Below are 13630 nucleotides of genomic sequence, written 5' to 3'. Positions count from 1 at the left end.
GTTAAATTTTTCGGGATACAAATCTGGAATACAGAAGTTTTTATTCGAATTGAATGGCCTTTACAGGAACGATTTTACTAATTAAAAACGAAGGAATGAGCAACATTAATAGACATAAAACAAAGGTCATCAAATTGAGTAAAACCACATACGTCCAATCGAGATAGACAGGAGCAACGGTCACATAATAAACGGAAGGATCTAATTTTAGAAACTCAAATTGTTTTTGAAGTAACAAAACTCCAATCCCAATAAGGTTGCCCCAAAACAATCCACAGGCTATCAAATAAGATGCATTGTACAAAAATAGTTTTCGAATGCTCCAATTGCTACTTCCTAAGGCTTTCAGAATTCCAATCATTTGGGTACGTTCAAGAATCAAAACGAGCAATGCTGTGATCATATTGATGGCGCCCACAAGAATCATAATGCCTATAATTCCATAGATATTGGTAGTAAAAATAGGAATCCATTCAAAGATGGTGGCATATTTTTGTTTCACCGTCATCGCATCTAAAGTCGAAGGCGTTTGCGCATACACTTCTTTTCCGAGGCGATCTAAGTCGTTGTAATTTGTGATGAAAACTTCAAAATTTCCAATCTGATCTTTAGTCCATCTGTTCAAGCGTTGCACATGATTGATATCGCCAATGACATAGGTTTTGTCTAATTCTTCAAAGCCCGAATTAAAGATGCCCACCACGGCATATTTCATGATGCTTGGCGGCTTGCTTGAGTCGGATTTCATGAAATACATCTGAAAGGTCTCCCCGACTACAAACCCCAACCGGTCTGCCAAATACTTAGAAATTAAAACTTCGTTGCTGTATTTTTGAGTGTATGTTGGAAGGCGTCCTTCTATTAGAAACTCTTTGAAATACCGCCAATCGTAATCCGTTCCTACCCCTTTTAAAAACAGACCTTCAAAATCGGTGTTGGTTCTAATAATTCCAAATTTATTGGCAACTGCTTGGATGTGAGACACGCCCTCAACAGAGTTAAATTCTGGATAAAAATTTTGATTTTTAGAGACAGGCACTTGAGACCCTTCAGATTCGTTGCTGTCAAAATTAGAGATTGTAATATGACCGTTAAAGGCCACCGCTTTGTCGCGAATTTTATGCTCCAAACCAATGCCGGTCGCAATCGCGATCAGCATCACAATGGTGCTAATTGCGATGGCTGCAATTCCGATTTTTATTATTGGCGCCGAAACACTACTTTTATAGGACTTATTTCCAATGATTCGTTTGGCTAAAAAATACTCGTAATTCAAAACTTATAAATGCATTTAAATTTCATCAAAAATACAGTTTTATTATTTGTTCTGACACTTCTTTCGTGTCGAAACCAATCCAACACGCATGCGCAAACCCCTATCAGCGTGGGAGCGCAACAGACAGAAATCTATCTGCCGATTCTAAAAAATAAAAATATTGGCATTGTTGCCAATCAGACTTCGGTTATTTTTAAAGAGAATGGCTACACGCATTTGGTAGATTCTTTATTGAGTTTAAATATTGCGGTCAAAAAAGTATTTGCTCCGGAACACGGGTTTCGAGGGACTGCGGATGCGGGGGAAACTATTAAAAATGGGATTGACGTTTCAACGGGCATTCCGATTGTATCGCTCTATGGTAAAAATAAAAAACCAACTCGAGAACAATTGGCAAATTTAGACCTTATTATTTTTGACATTCAAGATGTGGGTGCTCGATTTTACACCTTTATTTCAACCCTCCATTATATAATGGAAGCCTGTGCGGAGGCGGATATACCACTGCTCGTTTTGGACCGACCGAATCCAAACGGACACTATGTGGATGGTCCTATTTTAGATATAGCTTATTCTAGTTTTGTAGGCATGCACCCTGTGCCGATGGTTCACGGGATGACGGTTGGCGAATATGCCAAAATGATCAATGGAGAAGGTTGGCTTTCTGAGGGTGTTCAATGTGACCTGAAAGTGATTCCTATAGAAAATTACACCCATCAAACGGCGTATGAACTTCCCATAAAACCCTCACCAAACCTTCCCAATGCAAAAGCGATTAATTTATATCCGAGTTTGTGTTTGTTTGAGGGAACGAATGTGAGTGTAGGACGTGGTACGGAACTTCAGTTTCAGATTATGGGGAGTCCTTTTTTAGAAGGGAGCGATTATAATTTTGAGTTTACACCGACTCCCAATGTAGGTGCTAAATACCCGAAACACGAAGCTAAAGTTTGTAAAGGGTTGAACTTGAAAAACCATCCGAATTTATCTCAAATTGAATTAAAATGGTTGATAGATACGTATCAAAACACTGAAAATAAAATTGATTTTTTTAATCCGTTTTTTACCAAATTAGCGGGACAAAAATTGTTACAAGAACAGATCGAAAATGGTTGGACGGCCAATGAAATTCGTGAGAGCTGGATAGCTGGTTTAGAACATTACAAAACGCTTAGAGCGCCTTATCTACTGTATCCGTTGTAGGTCTTCTATACCCTTGAAACGGTTGTTTCAATAGGTGTTTCAAACTGCTGTTTTCGGTCTCATTCGGAAAGGTGTCCACTCCATACACAATACGTTCTCGATCCATATAGATATAGGTTCCGAGAAGACGGTCCCAAATGGAAAAAATATTTCCGTAATTCGCATCTGTATAGGGCAGTTGGTAGTGGTGATGAATTTTATGCATATCAGGCGAAACGAGTACAAAGCTCAATAGGTAATCTAGTTTTTTAGGCAGTTTGATATTCGCATGGCTAAACTGAGTAGCGACTAAAGAGATCGATTGATACAACATCACAATCCCGATGGGCGCACCAATAATAAACACACCTGCAAGCGTAAACACATACCGAATCAAACTTTCTAAAGGGTGGTGACGGTTGGCAGTGGTTGTATCGACTTTATGATCTGAATGGTGAACCAAATGCACCATCCAAAGGGGTGGGACTTTATGCTCGGTATAGTGTGGTAAATAGGCGCCTACAAAATCCATCAACAACACGCCTAGAGTAATGTACAACCAAAGTGGCATTTCTGGAAGCCAGTTGAGAATTCCAAAATTATGAACACCTACCCAATCGGCAGTGTTGAGTAATAAAAAGGCCAAAGCGAAATTAATGAGAATGGTTGTAAAGGTGAAAAACAGGTTTGGCAGCGCGTGTTTCCATTTGTTATAACCAAACTTAAACAGCGGCAACGACCCTTCTAAAAGCCAAAAAAACGTCAATCCACCTACGAGTATCGCACTGCGATGCAGTGAAGGGATTGTTTCGAAATAGTGAATGAGTTGCTCCATATTAGCTTTTAAAGTTTGATAAATATACTTATTTTAATTTAGCTCTTAAGGCTTCAACGATATTAAATGTCGCGGGACAAATCGCAACATTCTGAAGTGTGAGGTCTGAAATTTTCTCAAAATTTTTCCGATTCGTATGTGGATATTCTTGACAGGCCTTGGGGCGCACCTCATAAATATTGCAGGAGTTGTCCTCTGCTAAAAACGTACAAGGAGATGATTTTAAAACATAGTCTTGGTCGTCATCAACATTCAGATAGGTATCTATAAATTGACGTGTTTTGATTCGGAAGGACTTTGATATGCGCTCAATATCTTTTTTGGTAAAAATTGGACTGGTCGTTTTGCAACAGTTGGCACATTGGAGGCAATCTGATTTTTTAAACTCATCCTCGTGCAATTTCTCCATGATGGCATCGAGATTTTTAGGCGTTTTTTTTCTGAGCTTGATAAAAAAGTTGCGATGTGCCTTTTTGTTTTCTTGGACTTTTTTTGGAAGGGATTGTAATTGGTCTTGCATACTGCAAAACTAAGGATAAAAAGTTGAGTATGTGGTGAGGTATTTTTAGTTAATTAAACTCCCCCTTTTTCAAACGCCTCTTATACGCTTTCAATTCTTTGACCACTTTTGGTGCTAGAATAATCGTGGACAACATGGTTGGAATCGCCATGAGAGCAAAGGCTCCATCAATCAGGTTGATCATCATATCTAAGGAAGCCGTTGCCCCAAAGAGGATACTCGCAATGTAGAAATAATTATAGTAATGTTTTTTATCGGCACCAATTAAAAATGACAAACATTTAGTTCCGTAATAAGAGAATGAAAATAAAGAGGAGATACTAAACACCGCTATACACACTAATAACAAATATTTTCCATAACCTGGCATGGCATTTCCAAAAGCGGCGGCGGTTAAACTGACTCCATTATCGGAAGACGTTTCCCATACACCAGTGACTAAAATCGCTAAGGCCGTCAAAGTACATACCAATAAGGTATCTATGGCGGGGCCTAACATGGCTACCAATCCTTCACGAACGGGTTCATTGGTTTTGGCAGCACCATGTGCTAAAGGAGCCGTTCCAATACCGGCTTCGTTTGAAAAAGCACCACGCTTCACGCCTAATAATATCAATCCGCCAACAAGGCCACCAAAAAAGGAATCACCTTTAAAGTTGTCCGCAGCAAATGCATCGGTGAAAATCATGGCTAAATATTTAGGAACGACTTCTATATTTACTGTTAAGATAATCAGTACGGCAACAAAATACAACAACACCATAGAAGGCACCATTTTAGAAGCTATTTTACTGATGCGCCCGATACCACCAAGAATGACAACCGCGGTCAAACTCACCAATACCAATCCGATTGTTAAATTAGATGTAAGCCCTACTTCAACGCCATTTGGTGTTAACAAAATATCATTGATCGCCTGCGTCAATTGATTCACATTAAATACGGGTAACGCGCCTACCAACCCACAAATACTGAACATGATGGCCAAAGGTTTCCACGATTTTCCTAAGCCTTCCATAATAAAATACATGGGACCTCCTTGCAATACACCTGCACTGTCTTTTCCTCTAAACATAATTGCCAAGGTGGACGTGAAAAACTTTGTGGACATACCAACGATTGCACTCACCCACATCCAAAAAATAGCACCGGGCCCACCAATGGAAATAGCAACTGCAACTCCTGCAATATTCCCCATACCAATAGTGGAAGACAAAGCAGTTGTTAAGGCTTGGAAATGACTGATTTGCCCAAGGTCGTTTGGATCGTCGTATCTGCCGCTTAGCACTTGAAACGCATGACCAATAAGTCGAAATGTTTCAAATCTTGAACGAATGAGTAAATACAATCCGCCACCAATAAGAAGAATCAGTAAAGGCAATCCCCATACGGCACTCGAAAAATCCGCCGTCAGTTGTGTGAGTTGTTCCATGAATAGTGAAGAATTATTGCAATAGGCAATCAATCCTAGTTACAAATATAACTTATTAGAATGCAATTGTTTTTTTATGAGCTGGATATAAAAATTTCTAAGGCTTGAGAAAAACCCACTTCATCCCTTTTTCTTATCTTTGTCTCGATTTAAAAGGATTCGCAAGAATTCTGGATTTAATTTAAATACCCATTTAAAAAACCCCGATATGAACGATGTTTTTGGAACTGCCATTTTGGATTATCAAGAAGGAAACCACACAGAAGACCTCATCACTTCGACGAGTATTTCGGAAGAAGACAGCTTACCACTCCCCTATTTATTTAGAGATTTCCCCGAGATGCCTGCCTTGGAAAAAACAGCTTTAAAGCTGTCTAAAGGAAGTGTTTTGGACGTGGGCTGTGGCGCAGGAAGTCACAGTCTCTATTTAACATCCAAAGGGCTGGACGTGAAATCCATCGATATTTCTGAAGGGGCCATCAAAGCCTGTCAATTGAGAGGGTTAAAAAATGCTCAGGTTTTAGATGTTATGAATGAAACCGCGTCTTTTGATACCTTGATTTTACTGATGAATGGTTCTGGGATATTTCAATCCTTGGCACATACGCCTTTGGTGTTGAGCCATCTTAAAACACTTCTCAAACCGGGAGGTCAAATTCTAATTGATTCTTCGGATATAAAATATATGTATCAAGATGAAGATGGTGGGTATTGGATGGATACCAATAAAGATTATTATGGCGAACTGGATTATACAGTGCGCTATAAAGGAGAAGAAGCCACCTTTAGCTGGATGTATCTCGATTTTGAACATCTAAAAATAGCCTGCAATCAGGCGGGACTCACATGTGAATTGGTTGAAGAAGGCCCTCATTTTGATTTCCTCGCGAAACTTACGGTCAATTAAAAATCAAATTTATAACTCACGCCTCCTAAAATCTGAAATCCTTGAACCGGATAATGGTTCCAACGGTTGTAGCTGTTATTCGCTATATTATTGACTTTTACGAAGGCTCCAAATTGGTTGGTGATTTCATAGGAAACCTGAAAATTAGCATCTAAAAAAGCGTCGAGAGTGACGTTGGGAGTAATCGGCTCAGGAATGAACAGCCCTTCAAAGTTAGTGGTGTCTTGTCTTGATCCCCAATAAAATAGATTGGCAGCCATTGATAATTTATCAGAAAGCTGATAGTCTAAGAATAGAGAGGCTTCAAATTCTGGTAAGTTCCAAGCGGTGGGTTCTGCATCACTGGTATATTTATAAAGATCGCCTTTCAGACGGACGTTTAGTTTTTGACCCATATCAATTTCTAAGGCACCTGAAATATTAATCACATCGACATCATCATACACAACTCCAAACGAATTTCCTTGATTGTAATTATTAGGTGCTGAAAAATTTTGAATGGAATGCGTTCTAAAAAGAGCTTTGTTTTGTTCACGAGCGAAGCTTCCTTTTACATCATATCCAATGCTTTGAGAGAGTTTTCCTTTGGTACCCACAAACACTTTATAAGGGGTTGAACTTGGACGAATGTCTAAAGTTGGCGACACAAATGGATTTATTTGAGCAAAATCGTAATAGGTGTTTTGATATAAATCGCCTTTAATTCCAGCGTAAGCCACTACAATTGAATTGACAACAGCATAACTGGCTTCTACATTGGGATAGATATAAAAATCGTTTTTATTTTGTTCAGAATCCATCAAATAATAGGCTTTAAATCCTACTAAAACGGTGAGATCATCTTGTACGTATTGATAGCTAGGCGCTACTGAAATTTGAATATTCCCATAATTTTGCGTGTCTAATCCATTATAGTTTTTAGCAAAACTTCCTTTTAAATAATCCACTTTGATACTAGAATTAATTGGACTGTCAAGCACATCAAATTGAAAATTCGTTTCGCCTGTAAGATGGTATTCTTGCGAGTCATAAGCATCTGAAAATCGACGTAAGTGAATGTCTCCACTGCGAAGAACGCCCTTAGTAAACTGCACATTGCTGCCCAATTCTATGGTCGAATAGACTTGTTTTGGATCAAGAGCTAATGTTGTTTCAAATGGAAGTCCATACCAATTTACGGCTTGCCGTTGAAAGGCTGCATCCGTGTTCCAAACAAAAGCCTTTAAACTTTTGACATAATTAATTTGAGCACTGCTGTTTGAAAAACCATCTTCAAATTGTAATCCATCAATACCTCCTTGCGAGGAGTGGTGTTCTATATAACCACCAATGCGTTCTCCACGACCGAGGCGGTGATTGAGGTGTAAGTTTCCTAAAATTGTTCCATAATTTCCATAGCCTAAAGAGGCATAGTTTTGAAATAATTTTTCTTTTTTTAGTTTATCTAATCTGACTGAAGTGCCTTTAGCTGGTGTAAAAGTAGAAGCAACAGGGATAGAAAAAATAGTGTACTTCACCGATTTTTGAGGGGTGTCAGAAACACCCATACGTGGGGTTTGCTTCAGCTTAAAAGCATCCGATATTTTTGGGGTGTAAGGCTTTACTATGTTGACCACTTGTGTGTCAATCGTATCTTGAGAACGAGACTGTGGGGTTTGCGCTTTTAAATGATTTGCATGAAACATCACCATCAAAACGGATACTAAACTCAGGTGTTTTTTTAATCTAATAGTCATATAATTAGTTTTCATTTTCAGTATCTACTTCAATAGATGCATTTGTTTTAGCGGCTTCTGTTTTGATGCGTTCCAATTCGACTTGGGCTTCAGCAGCGACCTCCTTAAATTCTGCAAAATTTTGAATCACATTTTCTAAGATATAGGTAGCTTGAAATACATCGTCTAGTGCCTTGAAATTCTTGGCCATAATAATCAGCCCTTTGGAGGCATAATATTTATAGCTAGAGAAATTTTTAATCAATACTTGAACGCTCTCATTAGAAGCTTCATTGTTTCCATCCACATACTTAAAGTAGGCTTCAAAATACTGTGCTTCTGCCCCCATCTCCCCCGTGGCAATGGTTTTTACCTGCGCATAGGCTGAACGTGCTTTGGTTTCATCATCGGTTTTCATAGCAGCACGCGCAATGATAATGTAGGCATCACTTTTTATATAGGCATCTGTTTTAGAATTATCGAGAATAAATTCAGCATAACGAATGGCAGCATCGTAATCTTCTAATTGAAAATAGGTTTTCATTAAGTTGGACTGTGCATACAGCCTATTTTGAGGATTATTGGCTTCCAATTCTAATCGCGATAATAAAGATAATGCGGTTTCGTATGTGTTGGATGCCAATACGATTTCAGATGACTTTAACAAAGAGACTTCTGTAAATTCATTCGTGGATTGTTCATAAACAAACGTATAATGTGGTAGTGCGTTCTCAGACAAATCACTCTTATAATACAATTCTGCGAGATAAAAATGAGCTTTTATGAGTTGCTTTCCTGTTGGGAAACGCGCAATATAGCCGTTAAACAAATCGATGGCTTTCGAAGTGTTATTATCTAAGTATTGTTTTTCGGCAGCTTCGTACGTGGCATCGTCCAATTCGCTATCCGTGACCCCAACATATTCTAAGGTTTGAACCCATGCGGCATAAGCATCTACTTGACCTAAATCAATATAAATAGAGCGCGAAGAACTGATGGCTTGAAACGCTTCGGGTGTGGATGGATAGTTGACGGCTACCTTGTTTAAGTTTTGAAGTGCTGCTTGTGTATCCCCTCTGTTGTACAACATCAACCCTTTTCGTAACAAGGCTTTGGACACCAATGCACTCGACGAAAAATCACTGATTAATTGACTGTAATATGGAAGAGCTTTCTCTGGAGTTCCTTGATTGACATAGGTGTTTGCCAATTCAAACAGGGCTTGATCTTTTAAGTTCGATTTTTTAAATTTCATCACTTTATTTAGACCTGTGATTTTATCTGATATCTGACCTAGATACCCATGACTAACGGCTATTTGGAAAGTGGCATAATCCAATTCAATTTTACCAAGTTTTAACGCTTCTTGATACGCATCAATCGCAGGACTGTATTGGGTGGTTACAAAATAAGAATCGCCCAATCTCAAAAATGAATCACTTAATAAAACCAAGTTTTTAGGTTGTGTTGAGATAAAAGACTGATAGGCTTTGATGGCTAATGCATATTTTTTTTGTTTAAAATAGGTATAAGCTAGATTGTATTCTAAATTCTTAAACTCATCAAGTTGGGCACTTTCAGTATTGTTTTTAAAGTCCGAAAATCCATCCAATGCTTCGTTGAAATTTGACAATTGATAGTTTGTTTCGGCTTTCCAATAGGTGGCTCTTGCTTTAAACACTGGGTTTATAGCAGTTGACAACGAACGACTCAACAGCTCCTTAGCATCAGAGTATTTGGCTTTGTTATACAATTCTAAAGCTCTAAAAAAAGCAACTTTTTGGTAGGCTTCTTTATGAGCTGCACGCGATTTGTTTTCTAATAACTCAAGTGCTTCTTTAAAATTATTGGAACTTATATAGGAGTCAATCAATAAAGTTTCCACCTCAATTTTAAAAGCTGATTTTGGATAAAGGTTCAAAAATTCGGTAAGAACTTCAGGAGTGGACTGATACGGATTGCCAATATCATAACTGAGTTTGGCATAATTCAGCCAAGCATCTTCTTGAATGTTGGGACTGAAATCCATTTCAGAGGCATTCCGGAACGCATTCAAAGCTTCTTGTTTTTTGTTTAGATTGACATAACTTTCCGCTAAATGATAATAGGCATTTTGTGCAATGGCATTGGAGCCTTCTATGATTTTATTAAATTCATTAATCGCTTGTTGATAATCGTTTTGTTTATAAAACGCATAGCCCAATTGGTAATAATCGGTATGATTCCAACGGCCTTTTTTTCCTTTATAAGCTTTTAAAAAGGGAATGGCTTCGGAATATTTTTGAAGGTTGAAATAACTTTCACCAATAATTTTAGAAAGTTCTGACACTTCTTTTGATGAACTTTTTTCTAACTGTGCAGTCGCCAACTCGATGGCTTTTGCGAATTTCCCTAATTTGAAATTCAAATCGGCTTGGTAATAGGATAGCTTATTTTTATAGGCTTCGGTCTGTTCTACTTGCTTAAAATATTCGGTCGCTTGATCGTAATCATCGCCTTCATACGCCATAAAACCAATGTAATATTTGGCTTGGGAGCCATAGGTTTTAGACATTTCAACTTTCTTTAAGTAAGATTTAGCAGCTTTATATTTTTTGGTGGCATACAAACTGTATCCATATTTAAAATAGAACGACTCCATATTTGATTTTGAGATGGAAGCGCGGTCCACTTTTTCAAACCATTTACGGGCATAAGAGTATTTGGCATTTTCAAAATAATAATTAGCCACTTCAAAAAAGGCAGAATTGCGTTTGGTACTAGAAGGGTAATGCTTCACAAAAGATTCTACGAGTAATTCAGCGTTTGGCTGATTCAATCGCACGGCACAATTGGCATTGTAATAGGCGGCATTCGATTTTAAAAAAGTATCCGAAGCATTTAATTCTACAGAATTAAAAAGCAGTTGTGCAGATTGATATTGCTGGGTGTTATAGAGTGCTAATGCGGATTGAAAATTGACAGCTTCATTGGTATATACCGCCGATTGTTGTGCAAATCCAACACAAAAGAAACACAAAAAAACAAGTCGAACTAAACATTTTATAGAGGTCATATACGGAAGGCATTTTATTACATTCAAAGATAAAATATATCAAGTGGATAACGGAAAAAAATTGGCTAAATTATAAGTTCCTTAAAATATAACTAAAAGAAACCCGTTTAATCCAAGTGATGTTTGATAATTGAAGTAAATAGTAATACTTTTATAAAAAATTAAATTTTAGGGTACATACATGTCAAATTCGGTATTAAAATTAGAGAACGTTTCCATTTTTCAAAATGACAACTTAATCTTAAGTGAGGTTAATGTGGATGTCAAAGAGGGCGAATTTGTATATTTAATTGGGAAGACAGGCTCTGGAAAGAGTAGTTTTTTAAAAACACTTTATGGAGATTTAAAATTAACTAACGGTACTGGATCTATTGTTGAATTTGATTTGAAAACTCTGAAAGAAAAAGACATTCCTTTTTTAAGACGAAAATTAGGGGTGGTATTTCAAGATTTTAAACTTCTAAACGAACTCACTATTAATGGAAATCTGGAATTTGTTTTAAAAGCAACAGGTTGGAAAGACAAAGCATTAATAAACGCCAAGATTGAAGCGGTTCTGACAAAGGTTAATATGCAGACAAAAGGCACTAAATTTCCGTATGAACTTTCGGGTGGTGAACAACAACGGGTGGCGATTGCCAGAGCGTTGTTGAACGATCCAAAGTTAATTTTAGCCGATGAACCAACGGGAAATCTCGATCCACAAACCAGTGTGGAGGTGATGGAAGTTCTTTTGGAGCTCAATAAAAAAGGACATACTATTTTTATGGCGACCCATGATTATGCTTTGATTTTGAAATACCCAAGTAAAACACTCAAATGTGAAGACACCAAAGTCTTTGAAGTTGTACAACGTAAAAACTAAGAATGCTCTCTATACTTATTCCAACATATAATTACAATATTGAGGCCTTGGTAGCCGAACTCCACGCCCAATCCACAGCTTGTAAAATCGATTTTGAGATTCTTTGCTATGATGATGGTTCCACAAACCTTGAGATCATCGCTGCTAATAAGTCCATAGATGAATTGAAAAATACGACCTATAAAGTTTTAGATTCTAATATTGGGAGAAGTGCGATTCGAAACCTATTGGCAAAAGAAGCGAACTATGATTTATTATTATTTTTAGACGCCGATGTGATTCCTGTGAAAGATGAATTTATCTCGAATTATATCACTGCATTTACAGAATCGACACAATTAATATTTGGAGGGGTCAATTACCAAGACAAAAAGCCAAACAATGAAGAAATGCTTCGCTGGGTTTTTGGAAGAAAACGTGAAGTTGTTCCTTTAAACGAAAGGAAAAAATCGGTTTACTTGAGTTTTCTTTCCTGCAATTTTTTAATTAAAAAAGACATCTTTAATAGCGTGAATTTTAATGAAGAAATCTCACTTGATGCTCATGAAGATCTACTATTCTCTTTTAACTTAAAAGAAAATGATATCGCCATTTCTCATATTAACAATCCCATTTATCACCTTGGTTTAGAGAGTAGTGAAATCTATTTGAAAAAATCATTGAAAGGCGTAAAAGCCTCTCTTAGTTTGGCGAAAAATAATTTGATACATATAGAATATACACGTATTATTCGAACGTTTCATAACTGCAAAAAAATTGGAGTTAACTTTTTACTTGCATTGTTGTTCCCTGTTTTTAAAAATTCATTTGAAACAAATTTATTATCCAAAAAACCATCGTTGTTCATTTTTGATTTATACAAACTAAGCTACCTTTGTTATATCAGTAAAAACGAATAATGGCATCCATATCCGTAATCATTCCGTTATTTAATAAAGAACACTTTATTAAGAAAACACTTTTAAGCGTTCTGAATCAGACGTTTTCGGATTTTGAGGTCTTCTTAATTAATGATGGTTGTACTGATGGCAGTCTTGACATCGTAAATTCTTTTGATGACGAGCGTATCAAACTTTACACGACTGAAAATAAAGGGGTGTCTCATGCAAGAAATTATGGTGTTTCTAAATCAACTTCAGATTTAATCGCATTTTTAGATGCCGATGATTTGTGGGAATCCAACCATTTAGAAAACTTATACAGCTTATACACGAACTTCCCTAGTTGTGGATTATACGCCACAGCCTATTACAAACGATTCTTTAATGGCAAAAAAATGAATGCCCATTTTAATGGGGTATCCACGGATCATTTTGGAGTGATCGACGATTATTTCTTAGCTTCCACCATGGATAGTATTGCGTGGACTTCTGCTGTTTTAATTCCCAAAAAAACGTTACGTGAAATTGGAGGGTTTGATGAAGATATGCGCTCAGGACAAGATACCGATTTATGGATTCGTATTGCACTCAAAGAAGCTGTTGCATTCTCTGCTGTTCCCAGTGCACATAAAATTATTTTAGACCCTCAATATCATTTGTCGTACTCGTCCAATCGCATCGATCGCATGAAATTATTTGAGAATTTTAAAGATGAGGACACTTCCAATACATCCTTTAAAAAATACATGGATTTGAATCGATTCTCAGTGGCTATTGAAAGAAAAGTTGCGGGTGATTTTGGTAGTTATACGCACTTAAAAAATGAGATTGATCCTTTGAATCTTAATTACAGTCAATGCTTTTTATTGAATACACCTTCCGTTATTGTTGGTATTCTTAAACAGTTACAAAACGCTTTATTACGTTGTAATATCTATCTATCGCCGTTTAAAAAATGGTGA

At 37.2% G+C, this 13630-nt stretch carries 11 protein-coding genes; 5 read left to right on the top strand and 6 right to left on the bottom strand.

Going from position 1 to position 13630, the window contains the following annotated elements:
- Window positions 1–40: 40 nt before the first annotated feature.
- Window positions 41–1276, bottom strand: a complete 1236-nt coding sequence (locus tag FORMB_RS10095; protein ID WP_069677336.1) for an ABC transporter permease — start codon at window positions 1274–1276, stop codon at window positions 41–43.
- 9 nt (window positions 1277–1285) lie between these two features.
- Here FORMB_RS10095 and FORMB_RS10090 point away from each other — a divergent pair, with 9 nt between their 5' ends.
- Window positions 1286–2479 carry an exo-beta-N-acetylmuramidase NamZ family protein gene (locus FORMB_RS10090; protein WP_069677335.1) on the top strand — a complete coding sequence of 398 codons (1194 nt, stop codon included), beginning with the start codon at window positions 1286–1288 and terminating at the stop codon, window positions 2477–2479.
- Here the strand turns inward: FORMB_RS10090 and FORMB_RS10085 are convergent.
- The 3 genes from FORMB_RS10085 to FORMB_RS10075 are packed head-to-tail and all read right to left on the bottom strand — an operon-like array spanning window position 2448 to window position 5245.
- Window positions 2448–3293, bottom strand: a complete 846-nt coding sequence (locus FORMB_RS10085) for a sterol desaturase family protein (RefSeq protein WP_069677334.1) — start codon at window positions 3291–3293, stop codon at window positions 2448–2450. The two genes, FORMB_RS10090 and FORMB_RS10085, sit on opposite strands and share 32 nt — an antisense overlap.
- 28 nt (window positions 3294–3321) lie before the next feature.
- Window positions 3322–3813: a YkgJ family cysteine cluster protein gene (locus FORMB_RS10080; protein WP_069677333.1), complete on the bottom strand. Its 492-nt coding sequence runs from the start codon at window positions 3811–3813 to the stop codon at window positions 3322–3324.
- Window positions 3814–3862: 49 nt separating this feature from the next.
- Window positions 3863–5245: an alanine/glycine:cation symporter family protein gene (locus FORMB_RS10075; RefSeq protein WP_069677332.1), complete on the bottom strand. Its 1383-nt coding sequence runs from the start codon at window positions 5243–5245 to the stop codon at window positions 3863–3865.
- A 208-nt stretch (window positions 5246–5453) separates the two neighbouring features.
- Here FORMB_RS10075 and FORMB_RS10070 point away from each other — a divergent pair, with 208 nt between their 5' ends.
- Window positions 5454–6152: a class I SAM-dependent methyltransferase gene (locus FORMB_RS10070; protein WP_069677331.1), complete on the top strand. Its 699-nt coding sequence runs from the start codon at window positions 5454–5456 to the stop codon at window positions 6150–6152.
- Here FORMB_RS10070 and FORMB_RS10065 read toward each other — a convergent pair.
- Both FORMB_RS10065 and FORMB_RS10060 read right to left on the bottom strand, forming a co-directional pair.
- Window positions 6149–7888, bottom strand: a complete 1740-nt coding sequence (locus FORMB_RS10065) for a TonB-dependent receptor (protein WP_069677962.1) — start codon at window positions 7886–7888, stop codon at window positions 6149–6151. The two genes, FORMB_RS10070 and FORMB_RS10065, sit on opposite strands and share 4 nt — an antisense overlap.
- Window positions 7889–7892: 4 nt before the next feature.
- Window positions 7893–10922, bottom strand: coding sequence for a tetratricopeptide repeat protein (locus FORMB_RS10060; RefSeq protein ID WP_069677330.1), 3030 nt, complete (start codon window positions 10920–10922; stop codon window positions 7893–7895).
- A gap of 181 nt (window positions 10923–11103) precedes the next feature.
- On the opposite strand from FORMB_RS10060, the gene FORMB_RS10055 reads away from it, so the two are divergent.
- The 3 genes from FORMB_RS10055 to FORMB_RS10045 are packed head-to-tail and all read left to right on the top strand — an operon-like array spanning window position 11104 to window position 13630.
- Entirely contained in the window at window positions 11104–11787 is a 684-nt protein-coding gene (locus tag FORMB_RS10055) for a cell division ATP-binding protein FtsE (protein ID WP_069677329.1), read from the top strand.
- Between the two features lie 2 nt (window positions 11788–11789).
- Entirely contained in the window at window positions 11790–12686 is an 897-nt protein-coding gene (locus tag FORMB_RS10050; protein ID WP_069677328.1) for a glycosyltransferase family 2 protein, read from the top strand.
- Window positions 12686–13630, top strand: coding sequence for a glycosyltransferase family 2 protein (locus FORMB_RS10045; RefSeq protein ID WP_069677327.1), 945 nt, complete (start codon window positions 12686–12688; stop codon window positions 13628–13630). Before FORMB_RS10050 ends, FORMB_RS10045 begins: the two co-directional genes overlap by 1 nt.

The organism is Formosa sp. Hel1_33_131 (assembly GCF_001735745.1).
In the GTDB taxonomy this organism is placed as follows: domain Bacteria; phylum Bacteroidota; class Bacteroidia; order Flavobacteriales; family Flavobacteriaceae; genus Hel1-33-131.
The sequence above is the reverse complement of the archived record's forward strand: the minus strand, read 5'-3'. Positions and strand labels throughout refer to the sequence as shown.

Excerpts from the sequence above, each read along its gene's own strand:
- FORMB_RS10090 (WP_069677335.1), top strand. The coding sequence starts at position 1,286 with ATGCATTTAAATTTCATCAAAAATACAGTTTTATTATTTGTTCTGACA.
- FORMB_RS10065 (WP_069677962.1), bottom strand. The coding sequence starts at position 7,888 with ATGACTATTAGATTAAAAAAACACCTGAGTTTAGTATCCGTTTTGATG.
- FORMB_RS10045 (WP_069677327.1), top strand. The coding sequence starts at position 12,686 with ATGGCATCCATATCCGTAATCATTCCGTTATTTAATAAAGAACACTTT.
- FORMB_RS10050 (WP_069677328.1), top strand. The coding sequence starts at position 11,790 with ATGCTCTCTATACTTATTCCAACATATAATTACAATATTGAGGCCTTG.
- FORMB_RS10080 (WP_069677333.1), bottom strand. The coding sequence starts at position 3,813 with ATGCAAGACCAATTACAATCCCTTCCAAAAAAAGTCCAAGAAAACAAA.
- FORMB_RS10060 (WP_069677330.1), bottom strand. The coding sequence starts at position 10,922 with ATGACCTCTATAAAATGTTTAGTTCGACTTGTTTTTTTGTGTTTCTTT.
- FORMB_RS10070 (WP_069677331.1), top strand. The coding sequence starts at position 5,454 with ATGAACGATGTTTTTGGAACTGCCATTTTGGATTATCAAGAAGGAAAC.
- FORMB_RS10085 (WP_069677334.1), bottom strand. The coding sequence starts at position 3,293 with ATGGAGCAACTCATTCACTATTTCGAAACAATCCCTTCACTGCATCGC.
- FORMB_RS10055 (WP_069677329.1), top strand. The coding sequence starts at position 11,104 with ATGTCAAATTCGGTATTAAAATTAGAGAACGTTTCCATTTTTCAAAAT.
- FORMB_RS10075 (WP_069677332.1), bottom strand. The coding sequence starts at position 5,245 with ATGGAACAACTCACACAACTGACGGCGGATTTTTCGAGTGCCGTATGG.